The following is a 26,313-nucleotide window of genomic DNA, read 5'->3' as shown; positions in this document are numbered from 1 at the left end:
GTTCCACCGTGGCGGTCGCGGTCGCGGTCACGACGCGGCCGGCCCGTCGCCGTCCAGCCGGGTGCGGATCTCCTCGGCCACGCGGTCGGCGGCCCAGCCGGCGATGAGGTGCAGGTGGTCCTCGTCGAGTTCGACCACGTCGAAGCGGCCGGAGATGCTCTCCCGCCACGGCGTCACATAGTCGTAGCCGTCCATCAGGTCGACCGCGGGCCAGTACAACGCCGACGACCGGCCCACGAACCCGTCCAGCGCCCGGACGAACAACACGTCGGACGCCTCGTACGGACGGAGCTTGGCCTGCTGGTAGAGGCCGGCCGAGTGCTCGGACATGGTGTGGCCGCCACGCAGGTAGTGGTAGGTGTCCTCGACCCGGCCGCCTCCGCCGAGCCGTTCCTGCACCACGCGGGCCAGCACCGGCAGGCGCAGTTCCCACGGCAGGTCGCCGAGGTGCTCCTTGCGGATGCACCGGCCCGGGTGGTTCTCGACGTCGACCAGCGCGTTGGCCAGGTAGTAGATGATGAAGGCGTCGTCGTAGTCGTCCTTGTGGCGGTCGATGACCTCCTGCGTCGGTGGGAAGGTGTCGATGAGGACCAGCTGGCGGACGGTCTCGCCGAGGGCGGACAGCCGGCGGGCGAGTTCCATCGCGGTGAGCCCGCCGAACGAGTGGCCGCCGATCACGTACGGGCCGTGCGGCTGGATGTCGAGGATCGCCTCCAGGTAGTCCTCGACCATCTCGTCCCACATCTGCGGCATGGAGCGGCCGTCCGCGCCGCGGGCCTGGAACGAGTAGAACGGGTACTCCGGGCCGAGGGACCTGGACAGACCGGCCACGGCCGCGGCGAAACCCACCGCGCCCGGCACCCAGAAGCTGGTCTGCCGGTCGCCGCCCTGCGCGAACGGCACCAGGATCGCCTTGCCGGAGCGGCCCTTCCGGCCCACGGCGGCTGGCCGGGGTGCGGCCGGGGCGGGGCTCGCGGCGGCCGGCGGCGCCGGGGCCGGGATCGGGACGGGTGCCGGGGCGGGCGCCTGGGCGGGGGCCTGGGCCGGGATCGGGGCCACGGGCGCGGGTTGCTCGTCCGGGGCGATGAAACCGGCCAGTTCGGCGAGCGTCGGGTAGTCGGTCAGCGCCGAGTACGGCACGTCGTCGGAGAACACCTCGTGGATGGACTCGATGATCCGGATGCTGGTCAGCGAGTCCACCCCGACCTCGCGGAGCGGCCTGTCCACCGGGATCGAATCGGCCGGGCAGCGCAGCACGTCGGCGATGACCTCCCGGAGCCGGTCGCGGGTCGGTGAACCGGCCGCCTGCACCGCCGGCTGTGCGACCTGTGCGACCTGGGCGACCTGTGCGACCTGGGCGACCGGTTGTACGGCCTGCTGTACGGCCGAAACGGTGATCGGCTGGGCGGTGCCCTGCTCCGGTCGCGGTGTCCCGGACGCCTTCTGCTCGGACGCCATCGCCGGCTCCTTCCCGGTTGTGTCCACGGTGGATTGCGGGCCCAGGCCGACCGGGCGCCGCTCCTCGTACCAGTAGCGGGTCCGTTCGAACGGGTAGGTGGGCAGCGGGACGCGTCGGGCCGCATCCTCGCCCGGGACGGTCCGGCCGCCGTCGACCCAGGTCCGGGCCGCCGCGCGCAGCGTCTCGGCGTCCGCGGCGCTGACCCCGGACACGGCGATCCCGGACGGCTCCGGCCAGGCCAGCAGCTCGGTCAGGCCGCTGCGCAGCCCGGCCAGGTCGGTGCTGATCACCGCGGCCCGCACCGGCAGCGCGTCCCGGCCGTGCCGCAGGGTGCTGCTGACCGCCGCAGGCGCGACATCGGCGGTGCGCAGCCACTCCGACAGCCGCTCGAGCAGATCGCGCAGCGCCCGAGGGGTCCGCGCCGACAACGGGAACACCATCGGACGGGGCGCGGCCGGCTCCGGACGGGCCGCCGCCGGGGCCTCCTCGACGACCACGTGCGCGTTGACGCCGCCGAAGCCGAAGGAGCTGATCCCCACGCGCAGCGGGACCCCCGGCCGGGCCGGGGCCCACGGTTCGGCCGCCCCGACCACGCGGAACGGCGTGCCGTCGAGCCGGAGCCCGGGGTTGGGCTCGGCGAAGCCGGGCATGCCCGGCAGGGTGCGGTCGCGCAGCGCGCCGAGGACCTTGAACAGGCCCGCGATGCCGGACGCCGGTTCGAGGTGGCCGATGTGCCCCTTGACCGAGCCGAGCCCGCACGACCCCGGCTCCAGGGTCACGCCGCGCTTCTCGGCCAGCGCGGTGAACGCGCGGTCCAGCGAGCGCACCTCGACCGGGTCACCGACGTAGGTCCCGGTGCCGTGCATCTCGACGTAGCCGATCGTCTCCACCGGCACCCCGGCGTCCTCGATCGCCCTGGAGATCACCGCGGCCTGCGCGCGGCTGTTCGGCGCCATCATCGTGGTCGCGCGCCCGCCGTGGTTGGTGGCGCTGCCCCGGATCACGCCGTGGATGTGGTCGCCGTCGCGGACCGCGTCGGCCAGCGGCTTGAGCAGGACGACACCGACGCCCTCACCCTTCGCGTACCCGCTGGCCCGTGCCTCCAGCGGCCGGACCCAGCCGTCGGTGGACATCACATTCAGCGCCTCCAGCGCCGACGCCGCGTAGGGGGTCAGGTTCAGCGCGACCGCGCCGGCCAGCGCCATCGAGCACTCACCGGCCCGCAGCGAGCTGACCGCCCGGTGCACGGCCACCAGCGCCGAGGAGCACGCGGTGTTGGCCACCTCGCTGGGGCCGTGCAGGTCGAGCAGGTAGGAGATCCGGTTGACGGCGAAGCAGTCCTCGTTGCCGCTGGCCGTGGCGGGGTTGACCACCTCCGCCTCGTGCAACAGGTGCTGGTAGTCGCGGAACTGCACGCCGGCGAACACGCCGGTGTCCGTGCCGGCCAGCGAGGACGGCGCGTAGCCCGCGTTCTCCAGCGCTGCCCACGCCTGCTCCAGCAGCAGTCGCTGCTGCGGGTCCATGAACCGGGCCTGCTCGTCGTCGATCCCGAAGAGGGCCGCGTCGAAGCAGTCCTCCTCGTCGAGGTAGCCGCCCCACCGGTAGACGTTGCCCTCCTCCGGGGCCAGCGCCCGCCAGTCCCAGCGGTGCGGCGGCGTCTCGGTGATCAGCTTCTCCGGCTTGCGCAACCGCCGCCAGAACGTCTCCGCGTCCGGGCTGCGGGGGAAACGGCAGCTGAGCCCGATGACGGCGATCGCCCCGTCCGGCGCACCGTCCCGTGCCACGGCCTCCCCTGCCGGACCGGTCCGCGGAACCCCCACGGGTTCCGCCACCACGGCGGCGGGAGCGGAAACGTCAGCCGGGACGGCGACGGCCGGAACAGCGAGGGCCGGGACCGCGACGGCCGGAACAGCGGGGGTCGGAACAGCGGGTGTCGGGGGCGCGTCGGTCGCGAAGTGGCGGCGGACGGCGTCCGGGTGCTCGGTCAGCAGCCAGTCGGCCAGCCCCGCGACACCACGGGTCTCGTACAGCACCCCGGCGTCCACGTCGATCCCGAACGCGGACCGGACCTCAGCCAGGAACGCGTTGAGCGACACAGACTCGTAGCCGTAGTCGCCGAGCACGCGGTCCGGGTCGAGCCGGTCGGGTTCGAGGCCGATCCGCGCGGCGGCCCGGCGGCGGAGGTCGTCCAGCAGCAGCGGGTGCAGCCGCTCGTCGGATGCTTCCGATCCAGCCGATCCAGCCGATCCGGCCGATCCGCCGGTGGCCGGGACCGGCTCGGGCGCCGCAACCGGCTCTGCGACCGTGCCTGGCGCGGATGCGGCGACCGCGACCGGAGCGGGGGCTCCGTCGGACGGGAGCGGGTGGGCGTCGTCGAGCCAGGCCCGGTCCGGCCGGAACGGGTAGCCGGGCAGGCCCGCGATCCGGCGTCGACCGCGCGGCTCGCCCCAGTCGAGTTCGGCGCCGGCCACCCACGCCTCGGCCGCGGCACTGGCGGACGGGAAGCCGCTCGTGGACGCCGACGCCGGGGCCGCAGCGGCGTCCGGGACGCCGACGCGGCACGCTCCGGTGTCCCGACCCGCGGCCCAGTCCGCCAGTGCGTCGGCCGCCTGCCCCGGGGTGGCGGCGACCACGGCCAGCCGGGTGCGGCGCGGCACCCGGCCGATCCGCAGGGTGTGGGCGACGTCGGCCAGCTCGACGTCCCGGGTGCGTCCGGACCCGTTCCGCTGGGCCGGGTCCGCCGGGGCCCCGGCGAGGGCGGTGAGCAGCTCGGCGACCGAGTCGATCCCGGTGGCGAGCACGAACCCGGGGCCGGCGATCCGCCGGGCGGCCGCCTCCAGCCGACTGCGGCCGAGCGCGTCGAGCCCGCAGTCGGTCCATGAATCGGCGGGCCGGATCGCGGCCGGTTCGACGGAGAGCGCGTCGGCGACCGCCCGGGTGATCTCCTCGACTGCCCCGGCCGGCAGGTCCGGCGCCCCGGCCGTGCCGCGCAGCCACCCGGCGAGATTCCCGGCGGCCCGCCGCAGCTGCTCGGTGGTGTCGGCGGACAGCACCAGGACCTCCTCGCCATGACCCGGTTCGCCGGCCGGCCGCGCGGGCGCCTCGTCGACGACCACCGCGGCGTTGGCCCCGCCCGCGCCGAAGGAGCTGACCAGTGCGCGGCGTGGGCTGCCTGCGGCGGCCGCCCACGGGCCTGCCGCCCGGCTCACGTGCAGCCCGGTCGCACCGAAGTCGATGTCCGGGTTGGCCGGGTCGGCGTGCAGTGAAGGAACCAGTTCGCCGTGTTCGCACTGCAGGATCACCTTGGTGAGTGCGGCGATGCCCGCGGCCGACTCCAGGTGGCCCAGGTTCGACTTGACCGAGCCGATGGCCACGGGGTGGTCCGGCCCGAAGTGCTCAGCCAGACCGCGCACCTCGATCGGGTCGCCGAGCGACGTGCCGGTGCCGTGCGCCTCCACGTAGGACACGGTGTCCGCGGTCACTCCGGCCTGCCGCAGCGCGCGGCCGATCACCCGGCTCTGCGCGACCGGGTCGGGGACGGTGTACCCGTTGGTGCGGCCGCCGTGGTTGATCGCGGAGCCGCGGATCACCGCCCGGATGTCGTCCCCGTCGCGCAGCGCGCGGGACAGCGGCTTGAGCAGCACCGCCCCGACGCCCTCGCCGGGCACGTAGCCGTCGCCGCCGGCGCCGAAGCTGCGGCACCGGCCGTCGGATGACGCGAACCGGGTCAGGCTGAGCTGCAGGTACTTGTGCGGGTGGACGTTCAGGTTCACGCCGCCGACCAGCGCGGCCCCGACCTCGCCGGCCCGCAGGCTCTGACAGGCCAGGTGCAGCGCGGTCAGCGAGGAGGAGCACATGGAGTCCACCGCCATGCTGGGACCCCGGGCGTCCAGGAAATAGGAGACCCGGTTGGCGATCGAGGACTGCGAACTGGCCGCCAGTCGGCCGTCCTCGGAGGCGCCGAGCAACTGGTACTCGCTGTACATCACACCGACCCAGACGCCGGTGTCGCGGGGCAGCGCCTCCGGCGTGTAACCGGCGTCCTCCAGCGCGTGCCAGGCGACCTGAAGGAACAGCCGCTCCTGCGGGTCGATCATGTCGGCCTCGTTGGGCGCGATGCGGAAGAACGTGGCGTCGAACCGGTCGATGTCGTCGACGAACCCGCCCCACTTGCTGTAGCTGCGCAGCGGCCCGCCTCGCGGGTCGTAGAAACCGTCCAGCGGCCACCGCGCGGACGGGATCTCGGTGACGCAGTCCCGGCCGTCGCGCAGGTTCGACCAGAACCGGTCGAGGTCCGCCGCCATCGGGTACCGGCCGGCCACGCCGACGACGGCGATCGCGTCATCGGCGTCGTCCCGTTCAGGCCGCTCTCTCACGTCCGCAGCGGACGGTGACGCGTCCGGCTCGGCCCACGCGGTGCCGGTGTCCGTGGTGGCGGGCGCCTTCCGAGGCAGCTCGGTGAGCGCGTCGGCCAGGGCGGCCACCGTGCGGTGCTCGAAGAACAGCGTCTTCGGCACGGTGTCGTAGCACTGCAGCAGGCGCGCGGTGATGCCGCCGATCATCACGGACTCGACGCCCAGGTCCTCCAGCCTGCTGTCCGGCCGGATGCTGCGGATCGGCAACCGGAGCTCCTCCGCGAGCAGGTTCCGCAGCTCCTCGACGGTGTCGGCCGGATCGCCGGCGGGCCCGAGCTCCGGCCGGGCCGCGCCGGTGTCCTCGACCGTGACCTCGGAAGTGTCGGCAGCGGCGTTGTCGGTGACGCGGCGCGCGTCCCGGGGCGAGGCGAGCGCGACCACGCCGGTGTCCTCCCCGGCCAGGCAGGCACGCCAGGCCGCAGCGCCGGTGTCCGCGGTGAAGGCGGTGAGCCCGGTGTCCACACCGGACTGGTCGGCCATGCCGCCGCCGGTCCACGGTCCCCACGCGACGGCGGCGGTGCGGCCGCTGCGGGCACCGTCCCGGACCCGCCGCGCGCGGGTCTCGGCCAGGCCGAGGAGCGCGGCGTTGGCGTAGGAGTACGCGGCCTGGCCGCGGTTGCCGGTCACCCCGACCAGCGAGGAGCAGGTCGTGAAGAACTCCAGGGGGTCCCCGGCGGTCAGCTCGTCCAGGTGTTCGGCGCCGCGGATCTTCACCCGCAGCACCTCCCGCACGGCGTCCGGGTCCTCGGCGGTGAAGCCGGCGCTGTGCACCGTTCCGGCGGCGTGCACCACACCGCGGACCGGTCCGTGCTGCCACCGGGCCGCGTCCAGCGCGGACCGGAGCTCGTCGGGATCGGTCACGTCGGCCCGGACGTGCGCGACCCGGTCCGGAGTGCCGATCGCGGCGAGCACCGCCGGGCTCGGGGTGCTCCGGCTGAGCAGCGTGACGTGCCCGCCGGCGGCGACGATGTCGGCTGCCAGGGCCGCGCCGACCAGGCCGGACCCGCCGGTGACCAGGTGGGTTCCGGGTGACGGGGCCCACTCCGCGGCGGCGGTCGCGGTGCGCGCCCGCGGCTCGTGGCGGTCCAGGCCGTCGGCGGTGCGGCGGAACCGGCCACCGCGTCGCACCGGCAGCACCGGCCGGTCGGCACCGGCGAGCTCCACCGCCTCCGTGACGACGAGCGGGTGCTCGGCGCGCACCGCGGCGCCCAGCGCGGCGAGCGCGGCGGCGGGTTCCGGCGCGGAGACGAGGAAGGTGACCCGCACCGGGTCGCCGCTCTCCCGTCCGGCGGCGTCCCGGAGCAGGCCGGCCGCGGCCGCGTGCAGCCGGATGAGGTCGGTGCAGGGCCGCGCGTCCACCAGTACGTCGCCGCCCCGCAGCAGCGCGCGGACCCGGTCCGCGGCGGCCGGTTCACCGGAACGGCCGGTGAGCGCCCCGTCCGCCGTGAACGCCAGTGCGATCCCGGGCGTGCGGTCCGCAGGTTGCGCGGCGACCGGCCGCCACGCCAGCGTCAGCAGGCCGGTGTCCCCGGCGGGGACCTGCCGGACGACCAGCCCGGTGAGCGCGGCGCGCAGCCGCCCGGTGTCGTCGGTGAGCTCGATGTCGACGCGGTCGCCGCGGCGCACGGCCACCGCGCGGCCGGTGGCGGGCAGGCCGCCGTCGGCGAGTTCGAAGCGCTCCAGCGCGGTGGGCAGGCCGAGCGGTTCCCGGCCGGCCGGGTCGAGACCCAGCACCGCCTGGAAGGCGCAGTCGAGGACGCCGGGGTCGCAGTCGAGGACCGTGCGGCCGGCGGTGTCGATCCCGGCGGCGGCGCGGCCGTCCCCGGGCCGCAGCCGGCTCAGGTGCGCGAACCGCGGCCCGTGGTCGAGGCCGGCCGCCCGGAACGCCGCGTAGCACTCCCCGGGCGTCAGTTCCGCGTCGTCCGGCGGTGCGGACAGTGCGGCGGCCCGGAGCGCGCCGGGGGCCGGGCCGATCACGCCGGTCGCGCTGGGGGCGTCGTCCGGGAAGCCGACCGGCCCGATCCGGAACCGGTGGCCGTCGCCGTCGGCCGCGAGCCGCACCTCGACGTCCGACCCGGCCGGTTCCAGCGGCGCGGACCAGTGCACGTCGCGGACGACCGGCCGGCCGCGCAGCCCGCACCGGCGGGCCGCCGCGTGCACCATGGCCAGCATGGTCGCGGCGGCCACCACCACGCGGCCGTCGAACCGGTGCTCGCCGACGCTCCAGTGGTCACCGGCGAGCAGGAACGACTGTTCCCCGGCCGGCCGGGAACCGCCGGGGTTGTCCCGCAGCGGCAGTTCCCGCACGGCCGGGGCCGGTGCGGACGCCGGGGCCGGCTCCGGTTCGGCGTGCCAGAACCGGGCGCGCTCGAAGGGGTGGCCGGGCAGCGGCACAATCGTGCCCGGCCAGCCGCCGTCCGGTTCGGGCACGGCGCCGGACTCGACGTACCGGGTGGCGGCGGCGTGCAGGTTCGCGGGCGCACCAGCGGTCGCCGCGCAGTCGCCCGCGTCGTCGTCGGCCAGCAGTGCGGCCAGTTCCGCACAGTCGCGGGCCACGAACGCCGCCCGTGCGGGCCAGTGCCTGCGGCCGCGTGCCAGGGTGAACGCCACGTCGTGCGGGTCGAGTTCGACCCCGCCCGCGGCGCCGCGCAGCCGCCGCGCCAGGTCGTGGCGCAGCCGGCGCAGCGCGTCCCCGGTGCGGGCAGAGACCAGGAAGACATGGAACGGCCGGGGTCCCCGGGGCGCGGCGGGCCGTGCCGGGGCCTCCTCCAGCAGCACGTGCGCGTTGGTGCCGCTGTAGCCGAAGGAGCTGACCACGGCGCGCCGCGGCATCCCGGCCGGCGGCTGCCATGCGCGGTGCTCGGTGGCGGCGTAGAACGGCGACCGGTCGAACGAGATCCCCGGGTTCACCCGGTCCAGGTGCAGGGTGGCCGGGATCTCCCGGTGTTCCATGGCCAGCAGGACCTTGAGCACGCCCGCGACGCCGGCGGCCTGCCCGGTGTGGCCGATGTTCGTCTTGACCGAGCCGATCGCGCAGAACGACGTCCGGTCGGTGTCCGCGGTGAACGCCCGTTCCAGCGCGGTCACCTCGATCGGGTCGCCCAGCGTGGTGCCGGTGCCGTGCGCCTCGACCAGGGTGATCGTCTCGGCGCTGACCCCGGCCCGCCGGTAGACGTCGCGTTCCAGCTCCTCCTGGGCCCGCGCGCTGGGCGCGGTCAGCCCGTTGGTCTTGCCGTCCTGGTTGACGCCACTGCCGAGGATGACACCGCGGATGTGGTCGCCCTCGGCCAGCGCGTCGGACAGCCGCTTCAGTACGACGACGCCGACGCCCTCGCCCGGTACGAACCCGTCGGCGGCGGCGTCGAAGGTGTGGCAGGCGCCGGTCGGGGACAGCATGCCGCCCTGGCTCGCGGCCAGGTAGAAGCCGGGACCGAGGAACAGGCACACGCCGCCGGCGACGACCAGATCGGTCTCGCCGGACAGGAGCGACCGGCAGCCGAGGTCGATCGCCACCAGCGACGAGGAACACGCGGTGTCCAGCGACAGGTTGGGTCCACGCAGGTCCAGCAGGTAGGAGATGCGCGCCGTCAGGATCGCGCTGTCGTTGCCCATCATCGCCTGGGCGTCGGCGCGCGACCCGGACCGCTCGTCCTCGCTGAGGTAGTCGCTGGGCGGGGTGCCGACGAACACCCCGCACCGCCGCGGCAGCCGCGGGCTGCCCGCGCAGCCGGCGTCCTCCAGCGCCCGCCAGGCGCCCTCCAGGAACAGCCGCTGCTGGGGGTCCATCAGTTCCGCGTCCCGGCCTGACAGGTTGAAGAACAATGGGTCGAACAGGTCGACGTCGGTCAGGAAGCCGCCCCACTTGGAGCTCGTGGTACCCGCCTGGCCCGGTTGCGCGGAGAACAGCGTGCCCGCGTCCCAGCGCCCGGCCGGGACCTCGGTGACGCCGTCGCGCCCCTCGGCCAGCAGCGTCCAGAACTCCTCCAGCCCCGGCGCGCCCGCATACCGGGCGGAGGCGCCGACCACGGCGATCGCCTCCCCAGCCGGCTCGGCGTCCGGGACGGCCGGGGCGGTGGGTGTGCCCAAGGCCGGGGTGCCGTTGCGCGGCAGCCGGCGGAGCAGTTCCCGGGCCTGCTCCGGTGAGATGTGGCCGTCCCGCACCTGGCGGAGGATGTCCCGCTTGTGCTCACTCACCGATGCTCTCCAGTTCTCGCAGGGCGTCTTCGATCGACACATCGCCCCGGGCCAGCTGGGCGAGCACGTCTGTGGAACGGTCCGGGTCGGCGGGGTCCGGGTCGGCGGTGCTGCCGGTGGCGGGTGCGCCTTCCGTGACCAGGTGGTCGGCCAGGGCGTTCACGGTGGGGTGGTCGAACAACGCGGTGGGTTTGAGTTCGGTGCCGAGTTGTTCGTTCAGTGCGGTGACCAGCTCGACCAGGATGATCGAGTCGACGCCGTACTCGGTGAACGGCTGGTCGGGGTCGAGGCTGCCCGGCTGTCGGCCGAGTGTCCTGGCCACGACGGCGTCCACGCTCGCCGCTGCGGCCGCGCGGTCCCGGCTCCCGGGCGCCGACACCGGTTCGGGTACGTCGGACGGTGCGGCCGCGGCGCGGACGTCGCCCCGGGCCGGCTGGGCGAGCACGTGTGGGGAACGGTCCGGGTCGGCGGGGTCCGGGGCGGCGGTGCTGCCGGTGGCGGGTGTGCCTTCCGTGACCAGGTGGTCGGCCAGGGCGTTCACGGTGGGGTGGTCGAACAACGCGGTGGGTTTGAGTTCGGTGCCGAGTTGTTCGTTCAGTGCGGTGACCAGCTCGACCAGGATGATCGAGTCGACGCCGTACTCGGTGAACGGCTGGTCGGGGTCGAGGCTGCCCGGCTGTCGGCCGAGTGTCCTGGCCACGACGGCGTCCACGCTCGCCGCCGTGGCCGCGCGGTCCCGGCTCCCGGGCGCCGGTTCGGTCCGGGGCACCGACACCGGTTCGGGTACGTCGGGCGGTGCGGCCGCGGCGCGGATGTCGCCCCGTCCGGAGGCGGCTTCGGCGCCACCGGCCCGGCGGCCGATCACCACGTGCTGGCCGATGTCGCCGGGCCGCACGCCGTCCGGCGCGCACACGGCGGTCGCGTCGAAACCGTTCTCCCGCAGCAGAGTCGTCCAAGTGCCGGTCGAGGCGAGCGGCGAACCCGGTTCGCGGACGTCGTCGGTGAACCGCCACCAGCCGTCCAGCAGGCCGAAGGTGAGGGTGGCGAAACCGCTGACCGACGTGGTCTCCAGCAGCACCAGCCAGCCGCCCGGCGCCAGCAGCCCCGCAGCGTTCCGCAGACTCTCCCGGAGGTCCCGGGTGGCGTGCAGCACGTTCGCGGCCACCACGACGTCGAACGATCCGGTGGCAAAGCCCTGGTCCGCGGCGGGCCGCTCGGCGTCCAGCCGCCGGAAGTCCACGTTGGGCAGGAAACCGACGGTGCGGCGCCCGTGCCTCAGGAACCCGGCGGACAGGTCGGTGTAGACGTACTCGGTCCGGTCCGGGTGCTCGGCCAGCAGCGGCGCGATCGCCTGTGCGGTCGCCCCCGTGCCCGCCCCGATCTCCAGGACGCGCACCGTGCCCGCGCCCTGCGCCAGCTTCGCGGCGACAGCGTTGCGGACCAGCTCGTTGAGCCCGGCGGCCAGCGGGTCGTCCCGGTAGACGGCCTCCACCAGGTCCATCGACGAGCCCGGGAACATCACCTCGGTGGGATCCTTGGCGCCGCGCAGCAGGTCCGGGTAGGCCCGCAGGCAGGCGGCGAGCAGCCGCGCCTGCGCAGCCACCACCGGGTGGTCCCGGCCCCACTGCTCGACCCCGGCGGCCAGACCATCCGCATCGGACTCGCGGGCGGCGGCACCCAGCAGCCACCGGTCGCCGCTTCGCTCCAGCACGCCGGTCTCCCGCGCGTGCGCCAGCACCGCGGCCACCTGCCGGTGGAACGCGGGCACGATCGTCCCGGACAGCGTCCAGTCCTTGGCCGGCCGGACCCAGCCGTCCGCGTCGGCCACGCCGAGACCGGCCAGCTGCCGGAGAGCCAGCGCGAGTCCGCGGCGTACCAGGCCGTCGTGTGCGGTCAGCAGCTCGCCGATCCCCGGCACCACGACCGTCGCGGCCCCGGCCAGCGGGTCGAACCCGGGCGCGGGCGGCGCGGCGGGCTCGTCCCGGGTGTCCGGCGTGGCCCCGCCGAAGACGGCCAGGGCGCGCGGTTCGGCCTTGACCACCAGGGTCTGGAAGCGGCCGTCCCGCAGGCACCGGTCCAGCGCCAGCATCCCCTCAGCCGGGGTGATCGAGCCGACCCCGTTCTCCGTCATCCGCCTGCGGTACTCCGGCGCGGCGACGATCCCGACGTCACCCCAGTAGCCCCAGTTGACAATCGCCGCCGGGACCGCCCGGGACCGCAGCTGCCGCGCGTAGGCGTCCAGGAAGGTGCTGGCCGCCGCGTAGTTGGCCTGGCCGGCATTGCCGAGGAAAGACTGCGCCGAGGAGTAGAACACCAGCAGCTCCAGCGGCTGGCCGACCAGCGCGTCCACCAGGTTGACCGCACCGTCGAGCTTCGGCAGGCACACCTGCTGCCACGCCTCGTCGGACATGGACTGCACGGGTTCGTCCCGCAGCACCAGCGCCGAGTGGAACGCGCCGTGCACCGGGCCGAAGCGCTCGACCGCCGTGGCCACCGCGGTGCGCAGGGCAGCCGGGTCGGCCGCGTCGACTGGCAGGTACAGCGCCCGCCCGCCGGCCCGCTCGACGAGGTCCAGCCGTTGCCGGATGCCCGCGTCGGCGGGCCGGCGGCCGAGGAGCACGACGTTGGCCGCGGCGGTGCGGGCCAGGTGCACGGCGGTGCTGAACCCGATCCCGCCCGCACCTCCGAGGATCAGATAGGTCCCGCCGCGCCGGACGGTCACCGGCGCGGCCACCCCCGACGCGTCCGAGGGGCGCAGGTCGAGTGCCCAGGCGCGGCCGTCCCGGAGCGCGACCTCGCGGCCCGCCGGGTGCACGGGCAGCGCCAGCGCCCGCGCCACGACGGCCGCCGCGCCGCCGCTTCCGCTGCCGATCTCGCGGCCGGCGAGATCGACGCAGCGGACCGACCAGGACCGGCGTTCCCGGGCCAGCGACCGCTGCAGTCCGAACATCAGCGCGTTCGCCGGCGCGATCGGGTCGCCGTCGCGCACCTGGTGGCCGTCCACGGTGAGGAACACGACCTCCAGCGCCCGGCCGGCGTGCCTGCCGCCCGCCAGGGCGCGCAGCGCGCGGAGCGCCGGCAGCCCGTGCCGCTCCCGCGCGGGCCCCGGCCCGGTCGCGGTGTCGGCGTCCGCCAGCAGGTAGACGGTGCCCAGCTCCACCGCGGCGTCCAGCTCGCGGACCCGGTCCGCCAGCGCCGGATCGCCCAGCGAGCAGCGGTGCACCCGCCGTCCCCGCGCGTGGCCGGCCAGGGCGTCGGCCAGCTCCGGACGGGTGTCGCCGCCCAGCAGGAGCACGTCGCCCGTAGCGTTCACCGGCGGTGTCGGAAGGTCCCCGCCGATCTCCCGCCACACGGGTTCCAAGTCATGCAGTTCGGCGCTCTCCCGCAGCGGCCGGTAGCTCATGCCCTCCACGAGGATCAGCGGCGCACCGGCCGGGGTCGCGACGGTGATGTCGCACTCGCCGGAGGTGTGCTGCCGCACCACCGACACCGAGCACTGGGGCACGGCGCCGAACACCCGGACGCGGTCGATCCCGAACGGCAGCTGCGGGCCGCTCTCGTCGTCGTCCCCGGGCAGTTCGAGCACGCTCTGGATGGCGCCGTCCAGCACGCCGGCCGCCACGCCGTTGCGCTCGCCGGGCACCCGCTCCAGGTCGGCGACCACCGTGTCCCGGCCGACGCCGTACCCGGTGATGGTCTGGAACGCGGGGCCGTAGTGCACGCCCAGCGTGGTGAACCGGTGGTAGTGCAGGGCCGCGTCACCGGTCGCGGTCGCTTCGGCCCGCGCGGCCGCCAGATCGACGGGGGCCGCCGGTTCCGCGCCCAGCTCGACGGTGCCACGGCTGTGGGACACCGTGCTGCCGTCCGGGAGCTCGCCGGTCACCTCGAACTTCCAGGCGCCGCCGTCCGGGGTCAGCCCGAGCCGGAGCAGCACCGGCACCTCGACCACGACCGGGCGGAGCCACACGGCCCGGGTGACGGTGCAGTCGGTCCGGCCGAACGCGCTCCGCACCAGCTCGACCAGAAGGCTGAGGTGCCCGGCGGCGGGCAGGATCGGCAGGCCGCCGACGATGTGGTCCTGCACCAGCGGATTCGACGGTTCCAGGAGGATCGTCGCTGCGGGGTGGCCGTCGCCGGCGACAGTCAGCCCGGCGGCCGGGTCGGCGGTGCCGGATTCCGGGACGCCGGCGGCCGCGGACCGTGGGGCGCGGGCCTGCGCCGGCCAGTGCCGGGCGTCCTCGAACGGGTACAGCGGCAGGTCCACGATGCGGCCGTCCGGGACGACCGCCCGCCAGTCGACCTCCCCGCCGGCCAGGTACCGGTCCCGCACCCCGGCCGGCCCGGCCGGCAGGTCATCGTCCGCCACCGGCCGCCCGGCCGCCGCGTCCGCCAGCCGGCGGGCCAGTCCGGCCGTGCTGTCCGCGGCGAACACCGCCCTCCGGGCGAAGTGCGAGCGGTGCGCGGCCAGCGTGTGCGCGATGTCCCCGAGGTCCAGGTCGCCGCCGTCGGCCAGCCGGGCGGCCAGCGCGCTGACGCGTCGGGCCAGCGCCGCGTCGGTCTTCGCGGAGACCGGGACGAGCACCGGCCCGGACGGCGCGCGCCGGGCGGGCGGCTCCCCGGCGGGCGGCTCGGCCAGGACCAGGTGCACATTGGTGCCGCTGAAGCCGAACGAGCTGATCGCGGCCATGCGCACCCCGCCGGGCGGCGCCGGGAAGGGCCGCGCCGCGGTGCTCACGTAGAACGGCGATCCGGCCAGCTCCAGATGGTCGTTGACCTGGTCGACGTGCAGCGTGGGCACCAGCTCGCGGTGGCGCAGGCACAGCAGCGCCTTGACGAACCCGGCGATTCCGGCGGCGGTCAGCGCGTGGCCGATGTTGCTCTTGATCGAGCCGAGTCCGCAGAACCCGGTGTCCGCGGTGAACGAGCGGAACGCCGCGGTGAGCGCCTCGACCTCGATCGGATCACCGAGCCGGGTGCCGGTGCCATGGCACTCGACGTACCCGATCTCGCGCGGGTCGATGCCGAACCGCCGGTAGACATCGACCTCCAGGTCGCGCTGCGCCACCATGTTGGGCGCGGTCAGTCCGTTGCTGCGGCCGTCCTGGTTGGCGCCGGAAGCGCGCACCACGCCGAGGATCCGGTCGCCGTCCGCCCGCGCCCGGCGCAGCGACTTCAGCACCACCACGGCGACGCCCTCGCCCGGTACGAAGCCGTCCGCGCCCTGGTCGAACGCCCGGCAGCGGCCGGTAGGCGAGAGCATCCCGGCCTTGCTGGCCAGCACGTGCAGCTCGGGCGTGAACAGCAGCGCGACCCCGCCGGCGAAGGCCAGTTCGGTCTGTCCGGAGCGGATGGCCTCGCACGCGAGGTGGATGGCCAGCAGCGACGACGAGCACGAGGTGTCCACCGTGACACTCGGGCCGCGCAGGTCGAGGTGGTAGGCCAGCCGGGAGGCCAGCACGGCCGCGTGGGTACCGGTGAACGTGTAGCCCTCCGGGGCGACGCCGTTGTCCCGCAGGTAGTTCTGGTAGTCACCGGCGGAGGCGCCCACGTGCACGGAGACGTTGCGTCCGCGCAGCCGCTCGGCCGGGTAGCCGGCGTCCTCCATGGCGTGCCAGGCGGTTTCCAGGAACAGCCGGTGCTGCGGGTCCATCAGCTGTGCCTCGCGCGGCGACAGCCCGAAGAAGTCGGCGTCGAACCGGTCGGCGTCGCCGAGCACGGCGCCCCACTTGCTGTAGGTCTTGCGCGGGGCGAACCGGTCCGGGTCGAAGTGGTCGTCGACGTCCCAACGCTCCGGCGGGATCAGGCCCACGCTGTCCGTGCCCGCGCACAGGTTGCGCCACAGCGCTTCCACGTCGTCGGCCCCGGGGAAGCGCGCCGACAGGCCGATCACGGCCACCTCGTCCCCGGCCGGGGCGTCCGGGCCGGCGGGAACAGCGGGGACAGCGGGAGCGGCGGGAACAGTGGGAGCGGTGGCGGCCGAGGGGGGCGTCACCGGTGGGGTGACGTCGGGGGCCGGAGTCTGCGGGGACGGTTCGTCCGGGAGGAGCTCGGTGACGTGCTCAGCGAGCGACCGGATCGTGGTGTAGTTGAAGAAGTCGGTGGGCCGCAGCGCGACGACGAGTTCGGCGTTGATCCGCTCCACGATCTCCACCGCGAGCACCGAGTCGACCCCGAACTCGGCGTGCGGCACGTCCAGGTCCAGCGCGTCGGCCGGGATCTCCAGCACCGCCGCCATCACGGCGCGCACGGTCCCCAGCACCTCCACCACCGACCGCTGCGGGGACGCGACCGGTGCGGGCCCCGTAGGAACCGGAGCCGGGGCCGGAACCGCAGCCGGGGCCGGAACCGGAGCCGGGGCCGGGGTTTCGGCGGTGCGGTCCAGGGTTTCGGCGGTGCGGTCCGGGGTTTCGGCGGTGCGGTCCGGGGTCGCGTCGACGGCCACCGGTTCGGGCAGCCACAGCCGCTCCTCCTCGAACACGGCGCCGGGCAGCGGAATCCGCCGGGCCGGGGCGCCCGCCGGGTCGTGCCAGGGCACCTCGACGCCGCGCACCCACAGCTCGGCGAGTTCGGCGTCGCGGCCCTCGCGGGCCACGGCGGCCAGGAACGCGTCCCCGGTCGCGCCCCGGAACAGGCCCGGCGCACGGTCGGCGTGGTCCGCTCCGGGCAGGCAGGAGCCGCGGTGCGCGCCCGGGAACCCGCCAGTCGTGGCGAACTGTCGCAGCGCGCCGACGAGCTCCCCGACGCCGGACACCACGAACGCGACCCGTTCGGCGAACTCCTCCCGCCCCACGGCCAGGGTGTGCGCCACGTCGGCCAGCCGGACCGGCGCGCGGTCCGGCTCCCGGCGAGCCGGGAGGTGTCCTGCCACGGCGGCCAGCGACCGTTCGGTGCCGAGCAGGTGCGCGAGGGCTCCGGCCTGGTCGGTGGGCACCAGCCGGGCCGCGATGTCGGCCGCGGAGAACGTGTCCAGGCCGAGTTCCGCCGGGTCGGCGTCGACGTCCACATCGGACACGGCCAGCCCGAGCACGTCGGCGACCGCGGCCGCCAGCTCGCCGGCCCGTGACGCACCGTCCGTTCCGGCCGCGGACGACGGACTGAGGTGGTCGGCCAGCCGGGCGGCGGTGGCGCGCAGCGCGCGCTCCGACCGCGCCGACAACCGCACGACGCACCGCCTGCCGTCCTCGGGCACGGGTTCCTCGCGGAGCGAACCGGGCCCGGATTCGACGATCAGGTGGGCGTTGGCGCCGCCCGCGCCGAACGAGCTGATCGCGGCGGTCAGTCGGCCGGGGTGCCCGGACCGGCTGCGCCACGGTTCGCGGGACCGCTGCACATGCACGCCGGCGAAGTCGATCCGCGGGTTGGCCGGTTCGGAGTGCAGCGACGGCACCAGTTCGCCGTGCCGTAGTTGCAGCAGCACCTTGGTAAGCGCGGCGATGCCCGCCGCCGACTCCAGGTGCCCCACGTTCGACTTCACCGAGCCGATCGGGCAGGACGCGCCGGACCCGGCGAACACCTCGTCCAGCGCGGCCACCTCGATCGGGTCGCCCAGCGCGGTACCGGTGCCGTGCGCCTCGACGTAGTCGATGTCCGCGGGCGCGGCGCCCGCCGTCCGCAGCGCCGCGGCGATCACCTCGGCCTGGGCGGTCACCGACGGCACGGTGAAGCCGTTGGTGCGGCCGCCGTGGTTGATCGCCGAGCCGCGGATCACCCCGTGGACGTGGTCGCCGTCCCGTTCGGCCTGCGACAGCCGCTTCAGCACGACCACGCCGACCCCCTCGCCGGGCACATAGCCGTCACCGCCGTCGCCGAAGCTGCGGCACCGGCCGTCGGTGGAGGCGAACCGGCCCTGCGCCATCTGGAGGTAGCGGTACGGGTGGGAGATGACGTTGACCCCACCGGCCAGCGCCACCTCGCACTCGCCGGCCCGGATGGCCGCGCACGCCAGGTGGATGGCGGTCAGCGACGACGAGCACATGGTGTCCACGGTCATGCTGGGTCCGCGCAGGTCCAGGCAGTAGGAGACCCGGTTGGCGACGGCCGCGCCCAGCGAGCTGGGCAGAAAGCCCTGCGCGCGCAGGCCGGCGTCGGCGCCGTACATCTGGTAATGCGCGTGCATGACGCCGGCGTAGACGCCGACCCGGCGCGCGGACAGCGCGGTGCGGGAGTAGCCGGCGTCCTCGACCGCGCGCCAGGCGGTCTGCAGGAACAGCCGTTCCTGGGGGTCGAGCTGGCGGGCCTCGCTGGGCGCGATGTGGAAGAACCGGGCGTCGAACGAGGCGATGTCCCGGAGGAAGCCGCCCCACTTCGAGTAGGTCCGGCCGGGCCGGCCGACCTCGGGATCGAACAGTCGCTCGTGGTCCCAGCGATCGGCCGGCACCTCGGTGACGCAGTCCCGGCCACCGGCCAGCGTCGCCCAGTACTCAGCCAGGTCGTCCGACTGCGGGTACCGGCCGGCGAGTCCGACAATGGCGATCGGGTCGTCCGCCGCCGGGTCCGGGCGCCCCGCCGCCCGGACACCCGTGGCCGCCGGGGCGGGGGGTTCGGCCGGTGCGGCGGCCACGGTGGAATCCGGTGGGGACGCGGCGGGCTCGGGCCGGTCGTCCGGGCCGACCAGACGTGCCACGGCCTCCCGGTGGGAGGCCCACAACCCCGCAGCCAGCTCACCCACCGAGCGGTACCGGAAGAACAGGGTGCTCGGCAGCGGGCCGAGGTCCGCGCCGAGGGTGCGGTTGAGGTTCATCACCATGACCGACTCCAGCCCGAGTCGGTCGAACGAGGCACCCGGCGTCAGCTCGTGCGGAGCCATGCCCAGCTCCTCGGCCACGATCCCGACCAGATGGCGGACGAACCGGTCGGGCACCGGTCCCCCCGCGTCCGGCACCCGGTCAGCCGCGTTCGGTATCCGGTCACCGGTCGGGGTGGCCGGGCCGGAGCCCGCCGGGCGGGCGGCGTGACCGGTCGCCCAGTGCCGGTCGGCCCAGCGCCGGATGACGGCCGGGTCGCCGTACACCGGGGCGTGCACCGCGCCGTCGCCGGCCAGCGCCGCCTCCAGAGCGGTCATCCCGGCCGCCACCGGCAGCGGCTGCCAGCCCAGGTGGACGGCGAGCAGGTCGCGGGTCGGGACGTCCACCCCCATTCCGCCGGACTCCCACAGCGGCCAGGACACCACCAGCGTGCGCCCGCTCCGCTCGCCCGCCCGCACGGCACGCTCCCGTTCCCGGGCCAGCGCGGCCAGGTGGGCGTTGGCGTAGCCGTAGGCGGTCTGGCCGGGCACGCCGACGTAGGCGCTGGCCGAGCCGAACGCGACCCAGCAGTCCAGTGGCAGGTCCGCGGTCGCCCGGTCCAGCCACACCGCGCCCCACACCTTCGGCGCCAGCACCGCCGCCGCCGATCCCGGGGCCTGGTGCACGGCGAGCGCGTCGTGCAGCACCGCGGCGAGGTGGAAGACCCCGTGCAGCGCACCGAATCCGGTCAGCGCGGCGTCCACGGCGGACCGTGCGCCGTCGCGCTGCGCGCAGTCGGCCGCCACGTACACGCCGTCGCCGCCGGCCGCGCGGATCTCCGCCAGCAGCGCCTGGGCCCGGTCGTCCGCCGGACCTCGGCCGGCCAGCACGAGCCGCGCCGACCACCGCGCCGCGAGATGCCGGGCCAGTTCCCGGCCGAGGCCGCCCAGGGCACCGGTGATCAGGTAGACGCCGCCGTGCCGCAGCGGTACGTCCGCCACGGGCTCCGGCGCGGCGCTGACGTCGAGGCGCCGCACCGCGCGCCCGGCGCCGTCGAGCCGCACGGTCGTGCCCTGGTCGACGCCTCGCAACACCTCCGCGGCGACCGCGGCGCACCAACGCGCCGATCCCGGTGCGCCGAGGTCGGCACCGGTGAGCACCGTGCGGCCACGGTAACGGTCGTCCTCCACAGCCAGCGTCCGGTGGACCGCCGCCGAGCAGGACGCGTACGGGTCGTCGGCCGGGCGGACGTCGAGGCAGCGGACCGGCTGCGTCCCGGGCGCGCGGAGCAGCGCCGCGGCCGGGCGGACGATCGCTTCGAACCCCGAGCCGACCTGCGCGGCCGTCTCCTCCGGGGTGAGCAGGCGCGTCGGCGATCCGGCACAGCCGAGCAGGTTCAGCACGGTGTCGACGCGGGCGCCCGATCCGGCCGCGTCGGCCGCGACCGACGCGTCACCGAGCGCGGTGACCACCGAACCGGCCCATCCGGTGGCGGTGAGCGCCCGAGTGAGCCGGTCGGCCAGCTCCGCGTCCGGGACGAGCAGCAGAATCCGCTGCGGACCGGCCGCGGCCGCGGCCGCGTTGTCCGGCACCCAGCGTGCGGTGAGGTGGCACAGCTCCGGTGCGGACCCGGGCACCGGGCGCGGTTCCGCACCGGAACCGGGTGCCCGGTCCGGACCGTCCACGGGCAGCACGGTCACCGCGTCCAGTCGGCCGACCACGGTCCCGTCCGCACCGGCCAGGACGATGTCGTACGTGGCGCCGGGACCCCGGTGGTCCGCGCGGCGCGTAACCCGGACCCAGCGGGCGCTCGCCACGTCCGCGCCCAGGTCGACGCCATTGACCGCGAACGGGAGCAGCAGGCGGTCCTGCCCGTGCCCGAACCCGATCAGCGCCTGTAGCGCGGCGTCGACCAGCACGGTGCGCACGTCCACGTCGGCGGCCGGCGGGGTGAGCCGGGCCAGGCAGTCGTCCCCGGCCACCCACACCGTCTCCAGGACCCGCAGCGACGGCCCGTACGCCAGGCCGAGCCCGGCGAACCGCCGGTAGCACCACGCCCCGTCCAGGCGTTCGGCGTGGTCCGGCACCGACAGGTCGGCGGTGGCGGGCGTCCCGGGCTCTCGGCGGGCCAGCGTGCCTTCGCAGCGCACCCGGCCGTCGGCCGCGTCGCGCAGCACGAAACCGGTGGTCCCGTCCGCTCCGGGTTCGAGGGTCAGCTCCACGTCGACGCCGCCGTCCGGGACCACCAGCGGGGCCGGCCAGGCGCAGTTCCGCACGACCTGGCCCGGCGCCACGGACCGGCGGACGAGGTCCAGCAGCGCGGCCGCCGGGACCACGCAGGCGTCGCGCACGACGTGGTCGGCGAGCACGGCGGTGTCTCGGGTGAGCCGGAGCGTCCGCACCCCGCCCGCGTCGCTGAACGCGCCGCCGGACGCACCGCCGTTCACAGGTTCCGCCGGGGCGGACTCCGGCCAGTGCCGCGGCCGGTCGAACACGTAGCCGGGCAACCGGATCAGCCTCCCCGCCGACTCGCCGGACACCGGCGGTTCCGGGTCCTCTCCCGCGCACCAGGACCGCGCCCAGGCGTGCTGCGGCCCGCCCCCGTCGCCGTCCGCAAGGGCCGTCCCGTCCACGTCGGACTCCAGCCGGGTCAGCCGCTCGATCGCCTCGTCCACCGAACCGGCCACCACCGCGCTCCGCTCCTCCAGGTGCTCCCGGCCGTGCACCAGGGTGAACTGGACGTCGTCCAGCCGCGGCCGGTGTTCCGTCAGATGCGCGCGCAGCGCCGACACCGCGGCCCGCAACGCCGACCGGGACCGCGCCGACAGCGGGAGCACGTAGTCGCCCGGTGCCGGCGCCGCCCGGGTCGGCTCGGCGGGCGCCTCGGCCAGGACCACGTGCGCGTTGGAGCCGCCCGCACCGAAGGAGCTGAGCCCGGCCACCCGCACGCCGTCCGGCTCGGCCGGCCAGGGCTCGCCGCGCGTCTGGATGCGCAACAGGCCCTCCGGCAGCGCCAGGTCCGGATTCTGCGGCTCCGCGTGCAGGGACGGGACCAGCTCGCCGTGCCTGAGCTGCAACACGGTCTTGGCCAGCCCGACCAGCCCCGCGGCCGCCTCGCAGTGCCCCACGTTCGACTTGACGGAGCCGACCGCGCACGGCCGTGGCCGCCCGGCCTGGTCGCCCAGCGCCCCTGCCAGGGAACGGATCTCCAGGGGGTCGCCCAGGGCGGTGCCGGTGCCGTGCGCCTCCACGTAGGACACCGCGCCCGGCTCGGTGGCCGCGTCCGCCAGCGCCCGGCGCAGCACGCGGGTCTGGTCCTCGGGGTTCGGTGTGGTGTAGCCGTTGGTCCGGCCGCCGTGGCTGATCGCGGTGCCGCGTACGGTCGCCCAGACGCGATTGCCGTCCCGCTCGGCGTCGGCGGCGCGCTTCAGGACCGCCACCGCGACCGCCTCGCCGGGCACATAGCCGTCGCCGCCGCTGCCGAAGCTGCGGCAGCGCCCGCCGGTGGCCGCGAAGCCGCCCCGGCCGAGGTCCTGGTGCTTCTTCGGGTGCACGGTCAGATTGACGCCGGCGACCACGGCCGCGTCGATGCTGCCGGCGCGCAGCGCCTCGCAGGCCAGGTGCAGGGCGGTCAGCGAGGACGAGCACATGGTGTCCAGCGCGATGCTGGGCCCGCGCAGGTCGAAGAAGTGCGAGACCCGGTTGGCGATGGACGCGTACGACGCGCCCAGGTAGTCCGATCGGTACGGGGAGGCGCTCGCGCCCCAGAGCTCGTACTGCGAGTACATGACGCCCACGTAGACGCCGGCGGAGCGGCCGGCCAGCGCGCGGCGCGGGATGCCCGCGTCCTCGCAGGCGTGCCACACCTCCTGAAGCAACAGCCGCTCCTGCGGGTCCATGTACCGGGCCTGCCGCGGGGAGAGGTTGAAGAAGGAGTGGTCGAATCGGTCGACGTCGGTCAGGAAGCCGCCCCAGCGCAGGTGGGCGGTGTCCGGGCCGGCTCCGGCCACCGCGTCGGCGTCCCAGCGGCCGGGCGGCACCTCCTCGACGCAGTCGCGGCCCTGCCGGAGGTTGTCCCAGAACGCGTCCAGGTCGGCAGCCCCAGGGAACCGGCCGCTGAGGCCCACGATCGCGACGTCCCGGTTCCGGCCGGGTTCCGGAGTCCGCTCGCGCGCTGCGGTGGCCGCGATGGGCTCGGTGAACGCCGTGGTGTCCGTGGTCTCCGCGGTCTCCGCGGTCCCGGCGGTCCCGGCGGCGAGCCGGCGGGCGGCGTCCGGGTACTCCGCGACGAGGTGGCCGGCCAGGTCGGCCACGGTGCGGCGTTCGAACAGCAGCGTGGCGGGCAGGTCGCCGAACGCCGGCCGGAGGTCCCGCACCACGCCCAGCGCCATCACCGAGTCGAACCCGTAGCGGTCCAGCGGGGCGTCCCGGGCGATCCGCTCCGGCGGGGTGGACGTGTGCCGGGCGATCAACGAGACCAGCAGCGCGCCCACGGCCCCGGCCGGGTCTGGCCTCCGGGTGCGGGCCGAGTCTGCCGACGGCCGGGCACCGCCGCGCAACAGGTCGAGACCGTCCTCGCGGGACAGGCTGCCCGAGCGCATCGCCCGCAGCAGTTCGCGGGTGCGTGCCTGGTCACTCATCCTCGGCTCCCAATGACGTGAGGGCTTCGTCCTCGTCGATCTGCCCGGCCAGAAAGCGGTCGATCACGGCCGCGACGGCCGCGATGTCTTCGGCCGGACCGGCGGCCGGCTCCGGCGCCGACCCGGGCCGGTGCCGGTGCCACTGCTCGTCCTCGGCGAACCAGTGGCGGACCGTCCGCAGTGGCGCCGCGGGCACCGGGACGCAGCGGAACCCGCTGCCCGGCTCGCCCGGCCAGGACTCCACCGCGCCGGTCACGAACGCCTCGGCGGCGCGCCGGTTCACCGAGGTCACGGCCGGCAGGTCGACCCCGCCGGCGGACGCCCGCCGCAGCGCCGCGACCAGCTCGGCGCGGTCGGCCGCACCGACCACGCACCGCACCGGGCCGTGGTCCCGCCGGTGCCGCAGGGTCGCCGCGATGTCGGGGAGCGCGTACCGGGCGCCCGGCCCGGTCAGCCAGTCGGCGAGTTCGGCCAGCCGGCGGTGGAGCAGGTCCGGTTCCGCCGCGGACACCGCGAAGCACCACGGTCCCGCCGCCGCGTCCCCGGGAGCAGTCGCACGCGGCGGCTCCTCCAGCACCAGGTGCGCGTTGGTACCGCTGAAGCCGAAGCTGCTGACCCCGGCCCGGCGGGGCCGCCCGGCCGCCGGCCACGGCTCGCGCCGCGCCACGACGAACGGGCCGGTGTCGAAGTCGATCAGCGGGTTGGTCCGCTCGCAGTGCAGGCTGGCGGGTATCTCCTCGCGGTCGAACGCGAGGCACACCTTGATCACCCCGGCCACGCCCGCCGCGGCCGCCGTGTGCCCGATCGCCGTCTTGATCGACCCGAGCGGGCAGAACCCCCGCTCCCGGGTGCCTTCGCGGAAGGCGGTGGTGAGGGCGTCGACCTCGATCGGGTCGCCGAGCCGGGTGCCGGTACCGTGCGCCTCCAGGTAGCCGATGGAGCCCGGGTCGACGTCGGCCGCAGCCTGCGCCGCGCGCACCACCGCGGTCTGCGCCCGGCCGCTCGGCGCGGTGATGCCGTTCGTGCGGCCGTCCTGGTTGATCGCTGAGCCGCGGATGACGCCCCAGACGTGGTCGCCGTCGCGCAGCGCGTCGGACAGCCGCCGCAGGACCACGACGCCGACGCCCTCGCCGGGACCGAACCCGTCGGCGCGGTCGGAGAACGTCTTGCACCGGCCGTCGGCGGCCAGCATCGTCCCGTTGCTCGCCACCACGAAGTACTGCGGGTCGAGCATCAGGAACACGCCGCCGGCCAGCGCGGTGTCACAGTCGCTGTCGAGGATGCCGCGGCACGCCGCGTGGATCGCCACCAGCGAGGAGGAGCAGGCGGTGTTGAGCGCGACGCTGGGCCCGGTGAGGTCGAGCGCGTAGGAGATCCGGGCGGCCAGCACGGACGCGTCGTTCCCCCAGAACGACTGCGCCTCCCGCACGGCGCCGGTGGCGTCCATCCGCTTCTCGTAGCCGCTGGGTCCGGCGCCGGCGAACACGCCGACGCGCAGTGCGCCCGCCCGCTCGCGGGTGATGCCGGCGACCTCCAGCGCCCGCCACGCCTCCTGAAGGAACAGCCGCTGCTGAGGGTCGGTCTGCGCCGCCTCCCGGCCGGACATGCCGAAGAACTCGGCGTCGAACTCGTCGATCCCGTCCACGAAGTACCCGTGGTCGCAGTAGGTGGTGTCCAGGCGGTCGCGGTCGGCGTCGACGTAGCGAGCCCGGTCCCAGCGCTCGTCCGGGACCGGTGTGCGAACGTCCGCGCCGGAGGTCAGCAGGGTCCACAGCTCGTCGGTGTTCCGCGCCCCCGCGTACCGGGCCGACAGGCCGACGATCGCGATGTCCCCGGCCCGCGTGCGGGGCGTGTCCGGCCGGGGGCGGGGCGGTTCGGGCGCGCCGGCGTTCTCGGTCCGCACCACGACGCGGCCGATCAGGTCGCGATCGCTCTTGGCCGCGTAGGCATCGCGCACCCGGTCCTGGCCGAAGACCGCGGCGGTGGTCACCCGCACCCGGCCGTCGGCCAGGTCCGCGGCCATCCGGTCCAGGTAGGTGCCGCGCTCGCCGGGGTGGTCGAGGAAGTACTTCTTGGCGTTGAGGCTGTGGAACGACTGGTTGTGGGTGAACGAGGACAGGTCGAGCGCGCCGGCGGACTGCAGGCCGAAGACGGCGGTCTCGACGTACCGGCCGTTCGGGCCCAGCGCCCGCAGCGCCTGCTGGATGACGTCGCCGCCCAGGGTGTTGACCACGACGTCCGCCCCGGCGCCGCCGGTCAGTTCGCGGACGCGGGCGGCGACGTCCTCCGCCCGGTGGTCCACGGCGCCGTACACGCCGAGGGACCGCAGGTGTTCCACCTTGTGCGGCGACCCCGCGGTGGCGATCACCCGGGCCCCGAGGGCCTGGGCCAGCTGCACGCCGATCAGGCCGTTGTTGCCGGTGGCGCCGGTGATCAGCACCGTCTCGCCCGGCCGCGGCCGGGCGGTGTCGAAGGCAAGGCTCATCGTGAGGTGGGCGGCGGGCACGCCGCATGCCTCCTCGTGCGGGACGGACGCCGGTTTGGCGACGGCGAAGTCGGCGTCGACCACCACGGTGGTGGCCTGGCCGCCCATCTCCGGCCGGGTCAGCGCGATCACCTCGTCGCCCGGGGCCGGGCTCAGCACGCCCGGCCCGACCCGGCGGACCACCCCGGACACCTCGACGCCGGGCACCACGGGGAAGTCCGGCATCATCGGGTACAGGCCCCGGGCGACCAGATGGTCGGAGAAGTTGATCGGGAAGGCCATCACCGCGATCTCGATCTGTCCGGGCCCCGGTGCGGGCACCCGCACCTCCCGCACGGTGAGGTCCCGTACGTCGCCGGGCCGCTCGAACACCACGGCCCGCGCCCGGGACGACCCG

The 26,313-nt window shown here is 75.5% G+C and carries 3 protein-coding genes (1 of these 3 running past the window's edge); all 3 read right to left on the bottom strand.

Features of this window, described 5'->3' with window-relative positions; genetic code table 11:
• Positions 1–27: 27 nt before the first annotated feature.
• Tightly spaced (each overlapping or abutting the next), the 3 genes in view from ACIQGZ_RS20415 to ACIQGZ_RS20405 form a layout consistent with a single transcriptional unit that may run on beyond the window.
• Positions 28–10,068 carry an SDR family NAD(P)-dependent oxidoreductase gene (locus ACIQGZ_RS20415; protein WP_402603536.1) on the bottom strand — a complete coding sequence of 3,347 codons (10,041 nt, stop codon included), beginning with the start codon at positions 10,066–10,068 and terminating at the stop codon, positions 28–30.
• Positions 10,061–23,431, bottom strand: coding sequence for an SDR family NAD(P)-dependent oxidoreductase (locus tag ACIQGZ_RS20410; protein WP_402603534.1), 13,371 nt, complete (start codon positions 23,429–23,431; stop codon positions 10,061–10,063). Before ACIQGZ_RS20410 ends, ACIQGZ_RS20415 begins: the two co-directional genes overlap by 8 nt.
• Positions 23,424–26,313, bottom strand: the final stretch of a protein-coding gene (locus tag ACIQGZ_RS20405) for an SDR family NAD(P)-dependent oxidoreductase (protein WP_402603532.1). It continues 4,433 nt past the right edge of the window; only the last 2,890 of its 7,323 coding nucleotides appear in the window; its start codon lies off the right edge, out of view — the gene reads right to left on this strand; it ends in the stop codon at positions 23,424–23,426. Before ACIQGZ_RS20405 ends, ACIQGZ_RS20410 begins: the two co-directional genes overlap by 8 nt.

The organism is Streptomyces sp. NPDC092296 (assembly GCF_044755465.1).
Classification (GTDB): domain Bacteria; phylum Actinomycetota; class Actinomycetes; order Streptomycetales; family Streptomycetaceae; genus Peterkaempfera.
The sequence above is the reverse complement of the archived record's forward strand: the minus strand, read 5'-3'. Positions and strand labels throughout refer to the sequence as shown.